Below are 18,105 nucleotides of genomic sequence, written 5' to 3'. Positions count from 1 at the left end.
GCCGCATCCGAGAGGACGACGCCGTGCCCGAGCAGGACCACACCGCCCACCTGGACCCGGCGCAGCTCGACGCGCCGGCGGCTCCGCCCGCGCACGCCGAGCGCTCCCCGCGCGAGGCTCGGCGGGCGGCGAAGCGCCAGGGCGCGCTCGAGCGGCTCGAGCGCAAGCAGCTGCACCGCGCCGAGCGGGCCGCTCGCGGCCCGGGCGCGTGGCGCACGTGGGTGCTGCCGATGCTGAAGCTCGCGGTCGGCGCGGCGATCGCGATCGCGCTCGTCAAGCTCGCCTTCTTCCCGACGGCGGAGCAGGCGATCGCCGATGAGGCGTTCCCCGGCGCCGTCTTCGAGGAGCCGCTCGCTCTCGTCGAGCGCGGCTCGATCGAGAACGCCGTCTCGGTCGACGGCACCGTCGTGCCCGTCGAGGCCGTGCCGGTGCGCTCGACGAGAGCTGGCACGGTCGCGCGCGTCGACGTCGCCGACGGCCAGCAGGTCGCCGCGGGCGACGTGCTCTACACGGTGCGCGTCGAGTCGCAGCCGCAGCCCGCGGCCGACGGCACGGTCGGTCCGCCCACCTCGCGCGTCTACAACGTCACGTCGCCGGCGGCGGGCACGCTCACCGGCTTCGCCCTGCTCGTCGACCAGAGCGTCGACATCGCCACCGAGACCGGCGCCGTCCAGCCGCCGCAGCACCTCGTGCGCGCCGATGTCGGCGCTGCGGAGCAGTACCGGCTCACCTCGCAGCCCGAGACGGCGACCGTGACGATCGAGGGTGGCCCGGCGCCGTTCGAGTGCGGTGGCGTGCGGATCGTCCAGCCGACCGGCGAGGCGGCCGCGACCGGCGCGAGCGCGACGCTCAGCTGCACCGTGCCGGACGACGTGCGCGTCTTCGTCGGGCTCGCCGCGAGCATCGAGCTCGTCGCCGGCGCCGCCGACGACGTGCTGCTGCTGCCGACGACCGCGGTGCTCGGCAGCGCCGACGCCGGCATCGTCTACCGCCCGGGCGCGAGCGGTGAGGCCGAGGAGGTGCGCATCGAGCTCGGGCTCACCGACGGCTCGCGCGTCGAGGTGCGCGCCGGGCTCGCCGAGGGCGACGAGGTGCTCCAGTTCGTGCCGGGCGCCGCCGACCCGTGCGCCGACCCCGCGACCGCCGACCCGATGGTGTGCGGCGTCGGCGGCGGGTTCGCGCCGTGACGCTCCTGCACCTGCGCGCCGTCACGCGGCAGTTCGCGACCATCGACGGGCCGGCGCTCCAGATCCTGCGGGGCGTCGACCTCGACGTCGCCGCCGGCGATCGCGTCTCGATCGTCGGCCGCTCCGGCTCGGGCAAGTCGACGCTGCTCAACCTGCTCGGGCTCATCGACCAGCCGACGACCGGGGTGATCGAGCTCGACGGCGAGCCCGTCGCGCTGATGTCGGCGCGCCGTCGCGACCGGCTGCGGGGCGCGAGCGTCGGCTTCGTGTTCCAGCAGTTCAACCTCATCGAGGGGCTGACCGCCGCGGAGAACGTCGCGGTGCCGCTCCACTACGGCGCGGGCCGCCGCTACTGGCGGCGCGCGCACCTCGCGCGCGAGATGCTCGACCGCGTCGGGCTCGGGCACCGGCTCGACACGAGGGCGACGCACCTCTCGGGCGGCGAGCAGCAGCGCGTGGCGATCGCTCGGGCGCTCGTGCGGCAGCCGCGGCTCATCCTCGCCGACGAGCCGACCGGCGCCCTCGACATCGAGACAGGTGCGCGCACGATGGACCTCCTCGACCGCGTCGCGACCGACGCCGGCGCCGCGCTCGTCACGATCACGCACGACCGCGCCGTCGCGAGCCGCGCGCGGCGCGTGCTCGAGCTCGTCGGCGGCAGGCTGCACGCGCTCGAGCCGAGCGAGGTCGCGGCATGACCGACGTCGTCGCGGCGATCCAGGACGCCTGGACCGAGCTGCGCATCCACCGCGGCCGCGTGCTCATGAGCCTCATCGGGGTGACGGTCGCGATCGCCGCGCTCACCGCATCCGTCGCCGTCGGCGAGCTCGCGCGCTCGACGCTGCTCGTCTCGATGGAGGCGAACGGCGGGAGGCCCGCGACCGTGACCTTCTGGATCAGTCCGGCGTCCGACCGGATGCCCACGACCGGCGACCAGCTCGCCGCGATCGACGCGGTCGACGAGGCGGTCGAGCGCTACCGAGTGGAGTACGCGAGCGTGCAGACCGGCGGCTACGTGCCGCTCGGCGCGCAGGGGGAGGGGCTCGACATCCGCGGCGTCGACCCCGACTTCGCCGTCATGCGGCACCTGGGCGTCGCGGAGGGCCGCTTCCTCGTCGAGAGCGACCGCGCGAGGCTCGCGCCCGCGATCGTCGTCAACCGCGGCATGCTCGACGCCCTCGGCGGCGGCGACATGGCGCTCCATCGCACGGTCGAGGTCGGCGGCGTCACCGCGGTGGTCGTTGGGGTCGTCGATCGCGGCCTCGGCGACCAGTGGCCGCAGGCCTGGATGCTCCCGCGCGACGTGATCCGGGTCGCGGATGCGTCGGGACAGTCGGGCGGGATGTCGTCGCTGAGCCTCGAGGTGTGGCTGCCCGAAGAGATGGTCGAGGACGGCACGAGGATGCTGTCGCAGGACCTGCGCTCGGCGCTGCCCGGGTCGTCCGTGGACGGCAGTCGATCCGACTGGCAGGCGTTCGACGGCTACGACCCGCTGCTGCCGCTGCAGCTGACGCTCGTCGGCACCGCCGTCGTCATCCTGCTGCTGGGGGCGCTCGGCCTCGTCACCGTCGCGGTCGTCTCGATACGGCAGCGCGTGCGCGAGTTCGGCATCCGCCGCGCGTTCGGCGCCTCTCGCTCGCGCATCTTCGTCGCGGTCATGCTCGAGTCGGTCGTCGGCACGGTGGTCGCCGGCGCGATCGGCATCGCGCTGTGCATCTTCGCCTACCGGCTGCCGATCGTGCAGGAGACGCTCACGCAGGGCATCGGCGGCGTCGTGCTGCCGGGCTTCCCGATGGGCGCGGCGATCACGGGGTTGCTCGTCTCGGCCGCGGTCGGCGCGCTCGCAGGCAGCATCCCGGCGGCGATCGCCGTCCGCTCGAAGGTGATCGAGGCCATCCGCTTCTGACCCCGGAGCGCCTCCGGGGCCGCGTGGGCCCGCACGAATACGCTGTCCGCATGTCCACCACCAAGCCGACGCGCCCGCGCTCGAACAGCGCAGCCTCGAATCGTGCCGCATCCGGCACAGCGGCCTCGAAGGGCAAGACCACCGCGACGACGAAGGTGCAGCGCACGCGCCAGGCCGCGGCGCAGCCGGTCTTCGAGGACCACGGTCCCGGCGTGGGCCAGCGCGCGTGGATGGGGCTCGCGCACGCGACCGGCGCCGCCGCGCGCGTGTTCGGCCGAGAGTCGCTCGCGAAGGACGAGCGTCGCGACGGCGTGCCGTTCCTGCTCACCCTGCTCGCGATCGCCGGCGCGATCGTCGAGTGGATCCTGCCGACGAACACCGTCGCGCAGGCGATCTCGGCGTACACGCTCGGCGGCCTCTTCGGCCAGGTCGCGATCGCGCTCCCGGTCGTCTTCGTGCTGCTCGCGCTCTGGATGTTCCGCCACCCCGCGTCGGTGAGCGACAACGGCCGCGTCGGCGTCGGCCTCGCGATGCTGCTCACCACCGTCGCCGGGCTCTGCCACGTCGTGCTCGGCATGCCGGATGCGTCGCTCGGCATGCCCGCGCTCGCGGTCGCCGGCGGCATCCTCGGCTGGGTCATCGCCGCGCCGCTCGCCGCGCTCATCACCGGCATCGGCGCCGGCATCGTCTGCGGCCTGCTCGCCGCGCTCTCGGTGCTCGTCATCACGCGCACGCCGCCCAACCGCATCCCGCAGCGCCTCGGCGACCTGTACGGCTACCTCTTCGGCGTCGAGACGCTCGACCCCGAGGAGCGCGAGGCGGCGCGCCGCGAGCGACGGGACGCGAAGGAGCTGGCGAAGGCCGAGGCGGCGCAGATCGCCGAGGACGAGCTCGTCGACGACCCGGATGCGCTGCCGTTCTGGCGGCGCAACACCACCGGTCGCGAGATCGACCCCGACTACGACCCCGCGTACGACACGCCGGTGGTCGTCGACCGCGAGCAGCCGACGACGCACGTCGGGACGATGCCGCTCGGCGCCGCGCCGCTCGCCGCCGTGCCCGCGACCCCCGTCGAGCCGCTGCCCGCGGCCGACGAGCACGACGACTACGAGACGTCGGTGCTCGCGTCGCTCGAGCAGGCCGAGGAGGCCATGCGGAAGCACACCGGCGAGGTCGACGGCGTCGACGGGGCTGCCCCCGCCGCGCAGCCCGCTCCCGTGCCCCGCGAGCGCCCGTACCGGCTGCCGTCGATCGCCTCGCTCGGCCAGGGCGACCCGCCCAAGGCGCGCTCGGCGGCGAACGACGAGATCGTCGCAGCGATCACGCAGGTGCTCGGCTCGTTCAACGTCGACGCGAAGGTCACCGGCTTCTCGCGCGGACCGACCGTCACCCGCTACGAGGTCGAGGTCGCCCCTGGCGTGAAGGTCGAGCGCGTGACCGCGCTGTCGAAGAACCTGTCGTACGCCGTCGCGTCGAACGAGGTCCGCATCCTCTCGCCCATCCCGGGCAAGAGCGCGATCGGCATCGAGATCCCCAACCCCGACCGCGAGATCGTCAAGCTCGGCGACGTGCTGCGCTCGCGCGCCGCCGCCGACTCGAAGCACCCGATGACGATCGGCATCGGCAAGGACGTCGAGGGCGGCTACGTCGTCGCGAACCTCGCGAAGATGCCCCACCTGCTCGTCGCCGGCTCGACCGGCTCGGGCAAGTCGTCGTTCGTGAACTCGATGATCACGAGCCTGCTCATGCGCTCGACGCCGGCCGACGTGCGCATGGTGCTCGTCGACCCGAAGCGCGTCGAGCTGACGGCCTACCAGGGCGTGCCGCACCTCATCACCCCCATCATCACGAACCCGAAGAAGGCCGCGGAGGCGCTGCAGTGGGTCGTGAAGGAGATGGACATGCGGTACGACGACCTCGCGTCGTTCGGCTACAAGCACATCGACGACTTCAACAAGGCCGTGCGCGCCGACGAGATCGTGCTGCCCGCCGGCAGTCAGCGCACGCTCAAGCCCTACCCGTACCTGCTCGTCGTCGTCGACGAGCTCGCAGACCTCATGATGGTCGCGCCGCGCGACGTCGAGGACTCGATCGTCCGCATCACCCAGCTCGCGCGAGCCGCCGGCATCCACCTCGTGCTGGCGACGCAGCGACCCTCGGTCGACGTCGTCACCGGCCTCATCAAGGCCAACGTGCCGAGCCGCTTCGCGTTCGCGGTCTCGAGCGTCACCGACTCCCGCGTCATCCTCGACCAGCCGGGCGCCGACAAGCTCATCGGCCAGGGCGACGGGCTGTTCCTGCCGATGGGCGCGAACAAGGCGATGCGCGTGCAGGGCGCCTGGGTCGACGAGGCCGAGATCCAGCGCGTCGTCCAGCACGTCACAGGCCAGGCGCAGCCCGAGTACCGCCCGGACGTCGCCGAGGTCGCCGAGAAGCGCGAGATCGACAGCGACATCGGCGACGACCTCGAGGACCTGTGCGCCGCGGCCGAGCTCGTCGTCTCGACGCAGTTCGGCTCGACGTCGATGCTGCAGCGCAAGCTGCGGGTCGGCTTCGCGAAGGCGGGCAGGCTCATGGACCTGCTCGAGTCGCGCGAGATCGTCGGCCCGTCCGAGGGCTCGAAGGCGCGCGACGTGCTCGTGCCGCCGGACAACCTCGCCCAGGTGCTCGCGTCGCTGCGCGGCGAGGGCCCGGCGCAGGCCCCTGCGCCACGCGCCGCGGCGCCGCAGGTCGCGTCGGCGCCCGCGTCGGTGCCCTCCGATGCGCCGGTCGCCGACGCCGACGACGCCGACGAGACCGACGACGAGGCTGGCGCGTGGACCGAGCAGGACGACCGCTACGCGGACCCGTTCGACGAGGCCAACCGCGACGGGCTCGAGGTCGTCGAGGCGGACGGCGACGGCGACGACGACGCGTGGTCGCTCACCGGTCGCGATTGAGCGGCGTCGCGATTGAGCGCCGTCGCAGGCCGAGTCGATAGCCTCGCAGCATGGGGATCCTGAGCCCGTGGCGCGGCCGCGTGTGGCGCCGCGGCGACGGGCCGGCGAGCGTCGCGAGCGTGCCGAACCTCATCTCGGTCGCGCGCATCCTGCTGACGCCGGTCTTCATCGTGGTGGCGCTGTCGAACCCTGAGCCGGGGCTCGCGCGCACGATCGGTGCGGTGCTGTTCACGGTGCTGATCGCGACCGACTTCGTCGACGGGCAGATCGCGCGCGGGCGCGGCCTCGTGACCGACTTCGGCAAGCTCATCGACCCGATCGCCGACAAGGCCATCACGGGCAGCGCCTTCGTCGTGCTGTCGCTGCTCGGCGAGCTCGACTGGTGGATCACGATCGTCGTGCTCGTGCGCGAGGTCGGCATCACGGTCTATCGGCTCGTCGTGGCGCAGCAGGTCGTCATCGCCGCCGACTGGGCGGGCAAGGCGAAGACCATGGCGCAGGCGATCGCGCTCCCGCTCGCGCTGCTGCCGCTGCAGGCGTGGCTCGGCGACTGGGCCGTGTGGGTGTGCGTCGTCACGATGGCGATCGCCGTCGCCCTGACGATCTACTCCGGGATCGAGTTCGTGGTGCACGCGATGAGAGGACGCTGATGGAGCAGAGGACGTCGATGGATGCTGCCGACCTCGCCGCGCGGATCGTCGCGCGGGCTGCCGCTCGAGGCGTGACGATCGCCGTCGCCGAGTCGCTCACCGGCGGCCTCGTCGCGGAGACGCTCGTGCGCACGCCCGGCGCCTCCGTCGTGCTGCGGCTGGGCGTCGTCGCGTACGCCACCGAGATGAAGGAGCGCGTGCTGCACGTGCCGACGCAGCTGCTCGCCGACCGCGGCGCGGTCGATCCCGAGGTCGCCATCTGGATGGCGCGAGGGGTGCGGCAGCTCGCGGCGCTCGACCGCTCCGCGTGCACGATCGGCCTCGGCACCACCGGCGTCGCCGGTCCGGGCGCGCAGGACGGCCACGCCCCGGGCGAGTTCCACATCGGCGTCGAGCTCGAGACGACGCACGGGCTCGACGCGAGCGCGACCTCGCACCTCGTGCGCGGCGACCGCGAGGCGGTGCGCCGAGCCGCGCTCCGGGCGGCGCTCGACGCGCTCGACGCGGCGCTCGAGCGCACCGATCTCGCGATGCACAGCGAATCCACATCCTGACCTGGGCACCGCGCGGAATGCCCGGTGTGAGACTGACGTTGTGGGAGACGTGGGACGCACGGCTGAGGGCAGAGAAGCTGCGACTAGGATGATGCATCCGACCACGGTGAAGGGGGAGACCATGGTGCTGGTACGACAGGAGATCGGCGACGTCCTGCGTGACGTCCGCCTCCGGCAGGGCAGGACGCTGCGCCAGGTCGCATCACGTGCGTCGGTCGCGCTCGGCTACCTCAGCGAGGTGGAGCGGGGGCAGAAGGAGGCCTCGAGCGAGATCCTCGCGTCGGTCGCCGACGCGCTGGAGGTGCCGCTGTCGAGGATCCTGCGCGAGGTGGGCGACCGGCTCGCGGTCCTCGAGGGGCTCAGTTACGGCGAGCTCGACGCGATCGGCTCGACGGTGCCCGACACGCTGCCCGACGAGCTCGTGGCGGAGTTCGACGCGGTCGTCCGCTGACCGGGGGAACCTCGTGAGGACGAGCGAGCTGCAGCTCGCGGTGACGGAGGAGTTCGGCGCGCTCGGCGCGGTGCTCATGACCGATACGACGCTCCGGAGCCTCGGGGGCCGCACGGCCACCGAGGCGCTGGCGGCGGGCGTCCCGGCCCGCCAGATCTGGCAGGCGCTGTGCGACGCGAAGGACGTGCCGATCGAGCGTCGGCACGGCAGAGGGGTGCGCGAGCCGCTCGCGTGATGCGCGCGCGACACGCCGGGCCACGTTCGAAGACTCGTTCGACCGGAGCGTAGGCTTGCCACGCACGACGAGCCCGCCATCCACAGGCGGCGCCCGGGGTCGCACGCATGTCAGCGGCCCGCCGTAGCGTGAGCGCACCACCAACGGAAGGCCCAGCAATGCCCACATCCGCAGACCGCGAGAAGTCGCTCGAGGCAGCGCTCGCACAGATCGACCGCCAGTTCGGCAAGGGCTCGGTGATGCGCCTCGGCAGCGACGAGCGCGCGCCGGTCGAGACCATCCCGACCGGATCCATCGCGCTCGACGTCGCGCTCGGCATCGGGGGCCTCCCTCGCGGCCGCATCGTCGAGATCTACGGCCCCGAGTCCTCGGGCAAGACCACGCTCACGCTGCACGCGATCGCGAACGCCCAGCGCGCCGGCGGCATCGCGGCCTTCATCGACGCGGAGCACGCGCTCGACCCCGAGTACGCGAAGAAGCTCGGCGTCGACATCGACGCGCTGCTCGTCTCGCAGCCCGACACGGGTGAGCAGGCGCTCGAGATCGCCGACATGCTCGTGCGCTCGGGCTCCATCGACCTCGTCGTCATCGACTCGGTCGCCGCGCTCGTGCCCCGCGCTGAGATCGAGGGCGAGATGGGCGACAGCCATGTCGGCCTCCAGGCCCGGCTCATGTCGCAGGCGCTCCGCAAGCTCACCGGTGGCCTGAACCAGACGCAGACGACGATGATCTTCATCAACCAGCTGCGCGAGAAGATCGGCGTGTTCTTCGGCAGCCCCGAGACGACCGCCGGCGGCAAGGCGCTGAAGTTCTACGCCTCGGTGCGGCTCGACATCCGTCGGATCGAGACGCTCAAGGACGGCACCGAGGCGGTCGGCAACCGCACGCGCGTCAAGGTCGTCAAGAACAAGATGGCGCCGCCCTTCCGGCAGGCGGAGTTCGACATCCTCTATGGCGTCGGCATCTCCCGCGAGGGCAGCCTCATCGACTTCGGCGTCGAGCACGGCATCGTGCGCAAGTCGGGCGCCTGGTACACCTACGACGGCGACCAGCTCGGTCAGGGCAAGGAGAAGGCCCGCCAGTTCCTCATCGACAACCCCGACATCGCCGCCGACATCGAGCAGAAGATCCTGGTGAAGCTCGGGATCGGCGCTGGCAAGGCCGAGGCGCAGGCCGCCGTCGAATCGCTCGACGCGCGCCGGCAGGAGCGCCAGGGCGCGTGAGCGATCCCGACCGACTGGCCGGCGTCACGCAGCTCTCCGCGTGGGTCGCTCGTGACGCCGGGCACGACGTCGGCCCGGTCGGGGGCTCGAGCGATGACGACGACGCTGACGCCGCGGAGCCCGTCGACGAGGAGTCGGCGCGCTCGATCGCGCTGCGGGCACTCGGGCGTAAGGCCGCGAGCCGGCGCGAGCTCGACCGCACGCTCGAGCGACGCGATGTCGAGCCCGAGGTGCGCGCCGCGGTGCTCGACAGGCTCGAGGGCGAGGGCCTCGTCGACGACGCGCAGCTCGCTCGCGACACCGCCGAGCGGCTGCGTGAGCGCAAGCACATGGGGGAGCGCGGCATCGCCGCAGAGCTGCGCAAGCGCGGGCTCGATCCCGACGAGCTCGACGACGCCGACCGCGACGACGAGCTGCAGCGTGCCATCGACGCGGCCGCCGAGCGACGGCGCCGGCTCGGGAGCCTCGACGACGAGACGGCCGAGCGCCGCCTCGCGGGCTGGCTGCAGCGCCGCGGGTTCTTGGGCGGCACCGTGCGCATCGCCATCGAGCGCACGCGCGTGCGCGGCCCGCGCTTCCGCTGATGCAGCTCGAGCACGTTCAGGATGCATGCAGGTTGAGCACGTTGATCGCGGCTAGGTTTCTCCTATGAAGACGACCAGGTTCCTCGCTGTTCCCGCGCTCGCAGCCGCGTCGCTGCTCGCCCTCACCGGCTGCATCCAGCTCCCGCCCATGGGCGGCGGCACGACCACCGAGACCCAGGCGCCCGTCACCGGCGGCGACGGCACCGAGTCCACCGATCTCGCCGGCACGTCGTGGATGGGTGCGATCGACGGCGTCGTCGACCCGCTCGGCTTCACGCTCAACGAGGACGGCACCGTCGACATCACGACCTGGGGCGACTCCGACGAGACCTACGACTTCGCGCAGGACGTCTGGTCGGGGGACGCGTCCGACCTCACCGTGACCATCACCGGTCTCGAGGAGGGCGCGTTCGACCTCACCGTGTCGGGCACCGCCGAGGGCGGCCAGATGGACCTGAGCGGTGAGGGCACCGACGGCAGCTCGCACACGCTCGTCGCGTCGCAGGACTGACGCCACCACGACCGAAGGGCGGGCCCGCGAGGGCCCGCCCTTCGGCGTCGTACCCTGAGTGCATGACCGTCATCGCTCCGCGCACCGACCACGCCGTGCGCACCTACGAGGTCAAGACCTTCGGGTGCCAGATGAACGTGCACGACTCGGAGCGGCTCCGCGGCTCGCTCGAGGAGGCCGGCTTCGCCGAGGCGACCGACGGCGAGCCCGACGTCGTCGTCATCAACACGTGCGCCGTGCGCGAGAACGCCGACCAGAAGCTCTACGGGCACCTCGGGCAGCTGGCGAAGACGAAGCGCGAGCGGCCTGGCCTCCAGATCGCGGTGGGCGGCTGCCTCGCGCAGAAGGACCGCTCAACGATCGTCGAGCGGGCGCCGTGGGTCGATGTCGTCTTCGGCACGCACAACATCGGCTCGCTCCCGACGCTGCTCGAGCGCAGCCGCCACAACGGCGAAGCGGCGATCGAGATCCTCGAGGCGCTCGAGGTCTTCCCCTCGACGCTGCCGACGAAGCGCGAGTCGACCTACGCCGGCTGGGTCTCGATCTCGGTCGGCTGCAACAACACGTGCACCTTCTGCATCGTGCCGTCGCTGCGCGGCAAGGAGCGCGACCGCCGACCCGGCGAGGTGCTCGCCGAGCTGCAGGCGCTCGTCGACGACGGCGCGATCGAGGTCACCCTGCTCGGCCAGAACGTCAACTCCTACGGCGTCGAGTTCGGCGATCGGCTCGCCTTCGGCAAGCTGCTGCGCGCGGCCGGCGAGATCGACGGGCTCGAGCGCATCCGGTTCACGAGCCCGCACCCCGCGGCGTTCACCGACGACGTCATCGACGCGATGGCCGAGACCGACGCCGTGATGCCGCAGCTCCACATGCCGCTCCAGTCGGGCTCCGACCGCGTGCTGCGCGCGATGCGGCGCTCCTACCGATCGACGCGGTTCCTCGGCATCCTCGACCGGGTGCGCGAGCGCATCCCGAACGCGGCGATCACGACCGACATCATCGTGGGCTTCCCGGGCGAGACCGAGGAGGACTTCGCCGAGACCCTTCGGGTCGTCGAAGCCTCGCGCTTCGCCTCCGCGTTCACGTTCCAGTACTCGATCCGGCCCGGCACGCCCGCGGCGACGCTGCCCGATCAGGTGCCGAAGGAGGTCGTGCAGGAGCGCTTCGAGCGGCTCGTCGCGCTGCAGGACCGGATCTCGCACGAGGAGAACCAGGCGCAGGTCGGTCGCCGCGTCGACGTGCTCGTCTCGGTCGGCGAGGGCAGGAAGAACGCCGAGACGCACCGCGTCAGCGGCCGCGCCGAGGACAACCGGCTCGTGCACTTCGCTCCCGGCGACATCCCGGGCGTCGGTGCGCCACGGCCCGGCGACATCGTCACCGTCGAGGTGACGCGCGCCGCGACCTTCCACCTGATCGCCGACGGCGGACCGATCGCGCTGCGGCGCACGCGCGCCGGCGACGCGTGGGATCGGGCGCAGGCGGACTCGTGCGGCGTGCCGGCGGCCAGCGGTGCCCCGCGGGCCGTCTCGCTCGGCCTGCCGACCCTGCGACCGGTCGAGTCGCGCGCGTGACGCTGATCGCCGTGGTCGGCGCCACCGGCACCGGCAAGACGGCGAGGTCGCTCGACATCGCCGACGCGGTCGTGCGGCTCGGCGCCGCTGCCGAGATCGTCAACTGCGATGCGATGCAGCTCTACCGCGGCATGGACATCGGCACGGCGAAGGCGAGCGCCGACGAGCGACGCGGTCATCCGCACCACCTGCTCGACGTGCTCGAGCCGTGGCAGGACGCCGCGGTGCCGGCGTACCGCGACGCCGCCCTCGACGCGATCGCGGGCATCGAGGCGCGCGGCGGGGTGCCGATCCTCGTGGGCGGGAGCGGCCTGTACGCCTCAAGCGTGCTCTACGACTTCGCGTTCCCCGCCACCGACGCCGCGCTGCGCTCGACGCTCGAGGCCGAGCTCGACGCGCTCGGCGCCGCCGCGATGCACGAGCGCCTGCTCGCCGTCGACCCGGCCGCGGCCGCCGCGATCGGTCCGCACAACGGCAGGCGGCTCGTGCGCGCACTCGAGGCGGTGACGCTCACCGGTGAGCCGTTCCGCGTCGGGCTGCCGCCGGAGGAGGCGCTCGTGCGCCCGACGTTCATCCAGCACGAGCGCGTCGACCGCGCCGCGCTCGTCGCCCGGCTCGACGCGCGCGTCGCGACGATGTGGGAGCGCGGCATCGTCGACGAGGCGCGCGAGCTGCGCGCGGCCGGCATCGAGCGGGGCACGACGGCGCAGCAGGCGATCGGCTACCGGCAGGCCCTCGACCAGCTCGACGGCCGCATCGACGAGGCTGAGGCGATCGCTCGCACGCAAGCGCTCACGCGCCGCTACGCGCGCCGCCAGGTGTCGTGGTTCCAGCGCTACCCGGCGGCCCCCGCGCTCGACGCCGACGCGCTCGCCCAGCGCGCGGTCGCTACCCTGGAGGCATGACGGAGCGCGAGCACGGTGCCTTCTCGAGCGGTCCCTTCGCGAAGGGGCACGGCACGGGCAACGACTTCGTGCTGGTCGCCGACGTCGACGGCAGCGCGCCGCTCACCCCCGAGCGGGTCAGGGCGCTCGCCGATCGCCGCTTCGGCATCGGCGGCGACGGCGTCATCCGCGCGGTGCCCTCCGGTCGGGCGGGCGACGACGCGCTCGACGCCGCGGCCCACGGCGCGGCCGCGACGGTCTGGGCGATGGACTACTGGAACGCCGACGGCAGCGTCAGCGAGATGTGCGGCAACGGCGTGCGCGTCTTCGTGCGGTACCTGCTCGAGCAGCGGCTCGCCGAGCTGCCCGACGGCGGCTCGATCGACATCGCGACCCGCGCCGGCGTCAAGCGCGTCGTGCGCCGGGGCGCGCTGCTCTCGGCCGACCTCGGCGGCTTCGAGCTCGGCCGCGACAGCCTCGTCGCGGCCGATGGACTCGACGTGGCGCGGCCGGGCCTCGCGGTCTCGACCGGCAACCCCCACATCGTCGTCGCCCTCGCGAGCGAGGACGAGCTGCGCGACCTCGACCTGCAGCGCGCGCCGGCGCTCGATCCCGTGCCGGCGGACGGCGCGAATGTCGAGTTCGTCGTGCCCGGCGTGATCGCCGACGGCGTCGGCTCCATCCGGATGCGCGTGCACGAGCGCGGCGTGGGGGAGACGCTCTCGTGCGGCACGGGCGCCGTCGCCGCGGCGATGGCCACCCGCCACTGGTCGGGCGACGCCGCCGACCGCTGGATCATCGACGTGCCCGGCGGCAGGCTCGAGGTCGAGCTCGACGAGCGCGGGCACGCGTGGCTCACCGGCCCCGCCGAGATCGTGTTCCGCGGAGAGACGCTCAGTCCGGTGCCGTGACGGCGATGATGCGGTACGTCTTCTTGGAGTCGGCGCGCTCGACGTCGAAGCCCTCGAAGCGCTCCGCGAGCCACGTCAGCAGCGAGTCGGCGCCGAGGTGCTTCTGCACGACGAGCCACGCGGTCGCCCCGGGGGCGAGCCGCGGCAGCCAGGTCTCGAGCAGTGCGTGGAGCTGCGGCTTGCCGATCCGGATGGGCGGGTTCGACCAGATCGCGTCGAAGCGCACGTCCTCGGGCACGAGCTCCGGCGAGGCGGCGACGATGTTCGATATGCTGAGCAGCTCGGCATTCCGCTCCACGAGCGAGAGCGCTCGGGCGTTGACGTCGACCGCCCAGACCCGGGCGGCGGGGGAGCGGAGCGCGAGCGTCGCGGCGATCGGCCCCCAGCCGCAGCCGAGGTCGAGCAGCTCGCCATCGGCGGGCGGCGCCGGCACGGCGTCGAGCAGGACGGCGGTGCCGACATCGAGTCGGTCCCCGGAGAAGACACCGGTCGCCGTCAGCATGGTCCGCTCCTCGCCGGCGATCGGCACCCGGATGGACCGGGTGGACTCGAGAGCCACAGGATCGGGAGAGAAGTAATGGTCCGGCACGGACACGACAGTAGCGAAGGACGCAGCATGGCAGCACCGCACGAGACCGAAGCCACAGGTCCCGGACGCGCGACGGAGCGCATCCTGGCCTGGGGCGAGCGCGCGCAGGCGCTCCAGGACGACGACCTCGAGACTGGCCCCGGCGCCGGGCTCGACGACGGCTTCGACGGCGAGCAGCTCGAGCGCCAGGACCGCGCGGCGCTGCGACGGGTCGACGGGCTCCGCACCGAGCTCGAGGACGTCACCGAGGTCGAGTACCGGCAGCTGCGCCTCGAGAACGTCGTGCTCGTCGGGGTCTACTCCGGTGGCGCCCGCGGCGCCGAGGACGCCGAGAACTCGCTGCGCGAGCTCGCGGCGCTCGCCGAGACCGCTGGCGCCCTCGTGCTCGACGGCATGCTGCAGCGCCGTCCGAACCCCGACCCCGCGACCTACGTCGGGCGAGGCAAGGCCGAGGAGCTCGCCGAGATCGTCAAGGAGCTCGGCGCCGACACCGTGATCGCCGACAGCGAGCTCTCGCCGAGCCAGCGTCGCGCGCTCGAGGACAAGGTGAAGGTCAAGGTCATCGACCGGACCGCGGTCATCCTCGACATCTTCAGCCAGCACGCGAAGAGCCGGGAGGGCAAGGCGCAGGTCGAGCTCGCGCAGCTCGAGTACCTGCTGCCGCGCCTGCGCGGCTGGGGCGAGTCGATGTCGCGCCAAGCGGGTGGCCAGGTCGGCGGCCAGGGCGCGGGCATGGGCTCGCGCGGCCCCGGTGAGACGAAGATCGAGCTCGACCGCCGGCGCATCCACACGCGCATGGCGCGGCTGCGCAAGCAGATCAAGGGCTTCGCGCCCGCGCGCCAGGCGAAGCGCGCGAACCGCGATCGCTTCGAGGTGCCGGGCGTCGCGATCGTCGGCTACACGAACGCCGGCAAGTCGAGCCTGCTCAACCGCATCACGGGCGCCGGCGTGCTGGTCGAGAACGCGCTCTTCGCGACCCTCGACGCCACCGTGCGGCGCACGGGCACGCCCGACGGCCGAGAGTTCACGATCGCCGACACGGTCGGGTTCGTGCGCAACCTGCCGCACCAGCTCGTGGAGGCGTTCCGATCGACGTTCGAGGAGGTCACCGAGTCCGACGTCATCGTGCACGTCGTCGACGCGAGCCACCCCGACCCGGCCGCGCAGATCGCCACGGTCCGCGACGTGCTGGGCGAGACCGGCGCACGATCGATCCCCGAGATCGTCGTGTTCAACAAGGCCGACCTGATCGGCGACGACGAGCGGCTCGTGCTGCGGGGCCTGCAGCCCGACGCCATCTTCGCCTCCGCGAGGACGGGCGACGGGATCGACGCGATCCTCGCCGCGATCGCCGAGCTGCTGCCGCGGCCGGACGTGGCGGTGTCGCTGCTCGTGCCGTTCGACCGGGGAGACATCATCGCGATGCTGCACGACCGCTTCGAGGTGCTGCACGAGGCCTACGAGGAGGCGGGCACGCGCGTCGAGGCGAAGGTCACGCCGGCGGCGCTCGCGCAGCTCGACGAGTTCCGGGCGGTCTAGCTCCTCCTAGACCGCGCGCAGCACCGCGACGACGCGACCGAGCACGTCGGACTCGTCGCCGAGGATCGGCTCGAACGCCGAGTTCCGCGGCAGCAGCCACGTGTGGCCGTCGCGCTGCTTGAAGACCTTGACGGTCGCCTCGCCGTCGAGCATCGCCGCGACGATGTCGCCGTTGTCGGCCGTGCGCTGCTGCCGCACGACGACCCAGTCGCCGTCGCAGATGGCGGCATCGATCATGGAGTCGCCGACCACCTTGAGCATGAAGAGGTCGCCGGTGCCGACGAGCTGCTTCGGGAGCGGGAAGACGTCCTCGACCTGCTCCTCGGCGGTGATCGGGATCCCGGCCGCGATCCGTCCCACGAGCGGGACGAACGACGCCTGCTGGATGCTGCCGACGGTCTCGTCGGTCTCGTCGTCGACGAGCACCTCGATCGTGCGCGGCCGCGACGGGTCCCGACGGATGTAGCCCTGCAGCTCGAGCTGCCCGAGCTGGTGCGTGACGCTCGAGAGCGAGGAGAGCCCGACGGCGTCGCCGATCTCGCGGTAGCTCGGCGGGTAGCCGCGCTGTCGCACCGCGCTCTGGATCATCTGCAGGATCGCCTGCTGCTTCTCCGTCAGCTGCCTCGCCATGATGCCTGCTCTCGTTGGCCCGGGACGCCATGTCAGTGGTGCCTGGTGGACTCGTCCTGGTTCGAAAGCGTATCCGACGGAGCGCCCGGATCAGACGGACGTTCGAGCGTGTCGCCGACGCCAGGGGTAGCGAATCCTCAGCATCGGGGCTTGACTCGAACCACCAGTCGAAGATAGGTTCGAAACAGAGATTCGTGGCCGGTGCTCCCGGCCGAGCACCGGCCGCGAGTCCCACGAGAGGAGCAGGCCATGACTGCCATCGCCATCGCAACGACCACCGGCACCCCGACCTTCCGCGTGCGCATGACGCCGCGCGGCCGGCGTGCCCTCGCGCTGCTGGTCGCCGCCCCCGTCCTCGCCGCCGGCACCCTCGCCGGTGCAGGCGTGCTCGGCGACGCCCTCACGGGCGCCGTCGCCTCGTCGTCGGCGCAGTCCGCCGAGTTCGAGCACATCACGGTGCTCCCCGGCCAGTCGCTGTGGCAGATCGCCGCGAACGTCGCCCCCGAGGCAGACCCGCGCGACGTCGTCGCCGAGATCGAGATGCTCAACGGCATCGCCGGCGCGATCCAGCCCGGCGAGCAGCTCGCCATCCCCGCGCACTACTCGCGCTGACGCGCCGGTCGCGGCGGCGGTCGCGGGTCGTCCTAGGCTGGTTCGGTGACGAGCCTCGACGACCTCCCCATCCGCGACGACCTGCGAGGGCTGACGCCGTACGGCGCTCCGCAGCTCGACGTGCCCGTGAGGCTCAACGTCAACGAGAACGCCTATCGCGTGCCCGAGGCCGTGGCGCTCGACATCGTGCAGGAGATCGCGCGGGCGCTGCCCGACGCGAACCGCTACCCGGACCGCGAGTTCGACGTGCTCCGCCGCGCCTTCGCCGACTACCTCGGGCACGGCCTCGAGCCCGAGCAGCTGTGGGCGGGCAACGGCTCGAACGAGGTCCTGCAGCACGTCCTGCAGGCCTTCGGCGGCCCCGGCAGGACGCTGCTGTCGTTCACGCCCACCTACTCGATGTACCCGCTGCTCGCGCAGGGAGTCGGGATGCGGTGGCTGCGCGTGCCGCGCGCGGACGACTTCACCCTCACGCCCGAGGCCGTGCGCGCGGCGATCGCCGAGCACGACCCCGACGTCGTCTTCCTCTGCTCGCCGAACAACCCCACCGGCACGGCGATCGGCCTCGACGTCGTCGAGGCCGCGGCCGAGGCGGCGCGCGGCATCGTGCTCGTCGACGAGGCCTACGCCGAGTTCGCGCACGACCGCAGCCAGACGGCGCTCACGCTGCTCGATCGGTTCCCGCGGCTGCTCGTGTCGCGCACGATGAGCAAGGCGTTCGCGTTCGCGGGCATCCGGGTCGGCTACCTCGCCGCCCACCCGGCCGTCATCGACGCCCTGCGCCTCGTCCGGCTGCCGTACCACCTCTCGTCGATCACCCAGGCGGCGGCCATCGCCGCGCTGCGCCACAGCGACGAGATGCTCTCGCGCGTCGACGAGCTGCGGGCGCAGCGCGATCGGATCGTCGACGAGCTCTCGGCGCTCGGCTACCGCCCCTTCGCGTCCGACGCGAACTTCGTGCTCGTGGGAGGGATCGACGACCCGCCGGCGACGTTCCGAGCGCTGCTCGACCGCGGCATCCTCGTGCGCGACGTCGGGCTGCCCGGCACCCTGCGCATCACGGCAGGCACGCGGGCGGAGACGAGCGCGGTGCTCGCCGCGATGGCCGAGCTCCGCGCGGAATAGGATC

Annotated in this window: 19 protein-coding genes; 17 read left to right on the top strand and 2 right to left on the bottom strand. The window is 72.7% G+C overall.

From position 1 onward, the window contains the following. Window positions 1-23: 23 nt before the first annotated feature. The 14 genes from ABD106_RS13320 (at window position 24) to dapF (ending at window position 13,606) form a co-directional block, all read left to right on the top strand. Entirely contained in the window at window positions 24-1,187 is a 1,164-nt protein-coding gene (locus ABD106_RS13320; protein ID WP_343921173.1) for an efflux RND transporter periplasmic adaptor subunit, read from the top strand. After that, window positions 1,184-1,885 (top strand): ABC transporter ATP-binding protein, encoded by a 702-nt coding sequence (locus tag ABD106_RS13315; RefSeq protein WP_343921171.1) that lies wholly within the window; start codon window positions 1,184-1,186, stop codon window positions 1,883-1,885. Before ABD106_RS13320 ends, ABD106_RS13315 begins: the two co-directional genes overlap by 4 nt. Further along, window positions 1,882-3,093, top strand: coding sequence for an ABC transporter permease (locus ABD106_RS13310; protein WP_343921169.1), 1,212 nt, complete (start codon window positions 1,882-1,884; stop codon window positions 3,091-3,093). Before ABD106_RS13315 ends, ABD106_RS13310 begins: the two co-directional genes overlap by 4 nt. Before the next feature lie 50 nt (window positions 3,094-3,143). Then, window positions 3,144-6,032 (top strand): DNA translocase FtsK, encoded by a 2,889-nt coding sequence (locus ABD106_RS13305; RefSeq protein ID WP_425545760.1) that lies wholly within the window; start codon window positions 3,144-3,146, stop codon window positions 6,030-6,032. Between the two features lie 50 nt (window positions 6,033-6,082). Next, a complete protein-coding gene (pgsA, locus tag ABD106_RS13300) occupies window positions 6,083-6,682 on the top strand; it encodes a CDP-diacylglycerol--glycerol-3-phosphate 3-phosphatidyltransferase (RefSeq protein WP_343921167.1) in 600 nt (199 codons plus the stop codon). After that, window positions 6,682-7,236, top strand: a complete 555-nt coding sequence (locus ABD106_RS13295) for a CinA family protein (protein WP_343921165.1) — start codon at window positions 6,682-6,684, stop codon at window positions 7,234-7,236. Before pgsA ends, ABD106_RS13295 begins: the two co-directional genes overlap by 1 nt. Before the next feature lie 121 nt (window positions 7,237-7,357). Next, on the top strand, window positions 7,358-7,687 hold the full coding sequence (locus tag ABD106_RS13290) for a helix-turn-helix domain-containing protein (RefSeq protein ID WP_343921163.1): 330 nt from the start codon (window positions 7,358-7,360) through the stop codon (window positions 7,685-7,687). Window positions 7,688-7,700: 13 nt separating this feature from the next. Continuing rightward, on the top strand, window positions 7,701-7,922 hold the full coding sequence (locus ABD106_RS13285) for a DUF3046 domain-containing protein (protein WP_343921161.1): 222 nt from the start codon (window positions 7,701-7,703) through the stop codon (window positions 7,920-7,922). A 158-nt stretch (window positions 7,923-8,080) separates the two neighbouring features. Beyond that, on the top strand, window positions 8,081-9,145 hold the full coding sequence (recA, locus tag ABD106_RS13280) for a recombinase RecA (RefSeq protein WP_343921159.1): 1,065 nt from the start codon (window positions 8,081-8,083) through the stop codon (window positions 9,143-9,145). Then, window positions 9,142-9,729: a regulatory protein RecX gene (locus tag ABD106_RS13275; protein WP_343921157.1), complete on the top strand. Its 588-nt coding sequence runs from the start codon at window positions 9,142-9,144 to the stop codon at window positions 9,727-9,729. Before recA ends, ABD106_RS13275 begins: the two co-directional genes overlap by 4 nt. Before the next feature lie 64 nt (window positions 9,730-9,793). Continuing rightward, window positions 9,794-10,240, top strand: a complete 447-nt coding sequence (locus ABD106_RS13270) for a hypothetical protein (RefSeq protein ID WP_343921155.1) — start codon at window positions 9,794-9,796, stop codon at window positions 10,238-10,240. 62 nt (window positions 10,241-10,302) lie between these two features. Beyond that, window positions 10,303-11,811, top strand: a complete 1,509-nt coding sequence (miaB, locus tag ABD106_RS13265; RefSeq protein WP_343921153.1) for a tRNA (N6-isopentenyl adenosine(37)-C2)-methylthiotransferase MiaB — start codon at window positions 10,303-10,305, stop codon at window positions 11,809-11,811. Beyond that, complete coding sequence (gene miaA / locus ABD106_RS13260) at window positions 11,808-12,716, top strand: tRNA (adenosine(37)-N6)-dimethylallyltransferase MiaA (protein ID WP_343921151.1); 909 nt, start codon at window positions 11,808-11,810, stop codon at window positions 12,714-12,716. The genes miaB and miaA overlap by 4 nt, the downstream gene beginning before the upstream one ends. Continuing rightward, the gene (gene dapF, locus ABD106_RS13255) at window positions 12,713-13,606 is read left to right on the top strand and encodes a diaminopimelate epimerase (protein WP_343921149.1); all 894 of its coding nucleotides are present in this window, start codon (window positions 12,713-12,715) and stop codon (window positions 13,604-13,606) included. The genes miaA and dapF overlap by 4 nt, the downstream gene beginning before the upstream one ends. On the opposite strand, the gene ABD106_RS13250 is transcribed toward dapF, so the two are convergent. Next, window positions 13,590-14,108: a class I SAM-dependent methyltransferase gene (locus tag ABD106_RS13250; RefSeq protein WP_343921147.1), complete on the bottom strand. Its 519-nt coding sequence runs from the start codon at window positions 14,106-14,108 to the stop codon at window positions 13,590-13,592. The genes dapF and ABD106_RS13250 overlap by 17 nt on opposite strands. 114 nt (window positions 14,109-14,222) lie before the next feature. Between ABD106_RS13250 and hflX the strand changes: the two genes are divergently transcribed. Next, complete coding sequence (gene hflX / locus ABD106_RS13245; RefSeq protein ID WP_343921146.1) at window positions 14,223-15,734, top strand: GTPase HflX; 1,512 nt, start codon at window positions 14,223-14,225, stop codon at window positions 15,732-15,734. A gap of 6 nt (window positions 15,735-15,740) precedes the next feature. Here the strand turns inward: hflX and lexA are convergent, their stop codons facing one another. Next, window positions 15,741-16,364 (bottom strand): transcriptional repressor LexA, encoded by a 624-nt coding sequence (gene lexA, locus ABD106_RS13240; protein ID WP_343921144.1) that lies wholly within the window; start codon window positions 16,362-16,364, stop codon window positions 15,741-15,743. Window positions 16,365-16,613: 249 nt separating this feature from the next. Between lexA and ABD106_RS13235 the strand changes: the two genes are divergently transcribed. Next, a complete protein-coding gene (locus ABD106_RS13235; RefSeq protein ID WP_343921143.1) occupies window positions 16,614-16,976 on the top strand; it encodes a hypothetical protein in 363 nt (120 codons plus the stop codon). A gap of 45 nt (window positions 16,977-17,021) precedes the next feature. Further along, window positions 17,022-18,101, top strand: coding sequence for a histidinol-phosphate transaminase (locus tag ABD106_RS13230; RefSeq protein WP_343921141.1), 1,080 nt, complete (start codon window positions 17,022-17,024; stop codon window positions 18,099-18,101). Window positions 18,102-18,105: the final 4 nt, after the last annotated feature.

Source organism: Agrococcus citreus, from assembly GCF_039527715.1.
In the GTDB taxonomy this organism is placed as follows: domain Bacteria; phylum Actinomycetota; class Actinomycetes; order Actinomycetales; family Microbacteriaceae; genus Agrococcus; species Agrococcus citreus.
Note: the sequence above shows the minus strand (reverse complement) of the source record. Positions and strands in the feature narration are given on the sequence as shown.

Coding starts and splice junctions, on each gene's coding strand:
- ABD106_RS13310 (WP_343921169.1), top strand. CDS start 1,882: ATGACCGACGTCGTCGCGGCGATCCAGGACGCCTGGACCGAGCTGCGC.
- ABD106_RS13305 (WP_425545760.1), top strand. CDS start 3,144: ATGTCCACCACCAAGCCGACGCGCCCGCGCTCGAACAGCGCAGCCTCG.
- pgsA (WP_343921167.1), top strand. CDS start 6,083: ATGGGGATCCTGAGCCCGTGGCGCGGCCGCGTGTGGCGCCGCGGCGAC.
- ABD106_RS13295 (WP_343921165.1), top strand. CDS start 6,682: ATGGAGCAGAGGACGTCGATGGATGCTGCCGACCTCGCCGCGCGGATC.
- ABD106_RS13290 (WP_343921163.1), top strand. CDS start 7,358: ATGGTGCTGGTACGACAGGAGATCGGCGACGTCCTGCGTGACGTCCGC.
- recA (WP_343921159.1), top strand. CDS start 8,081: ATGCCCACATCCGCAGACCGCGAGAAGTCGCTCGAGGCAGCGCTCGCA.
- ABD106_RS13270 (WP_343921155.1), top strand. CDS start 9,794: ATGAAGACGACCAGGTTCCTCGCTGTTCCCGCGCTCGCAGCCGCGTCG.
- miaB (WP_343921153.1), top strand. CDS start 10,303: ATGACCGTCATCGCTCCGCGCACCGACCACGCCGTGCGCACCTACGAG.
- dapF (WP_343921149.1), top strand. CDS start 12,713: ATGACGGAGCGCGAGCACGGTGCCTTCTCGAGCGGTCCCTTCGCGAAG.
- ABD106_RS13250 (WP_343921147.1), bottom strand. CDS start 14,108: ATGCTGACGGCGACCGGTGTCTTCTCCGGGGACCGACTCGATGTCGGC.
- hflX (WP_343921146.1), top strand. CDS start 14,223: ATGGCAGCACCGCACGAGACCGAAGCCACAGGTCCCGGACGCGCGACG.
- lexA (WP_343921144.1), bottom strand. CDS start 16,364: ATGGCGAGGCAGCTGACGGAGAAGCAGCAGGCGATCCTGCAGATGATC.
- ABD106_RS13235 (WP_343921143.1), top strand. CDS start 16,614: ATGACTGCCATCGCCATCGCAACGACCACCGGCACCCCGACCTTCCGC.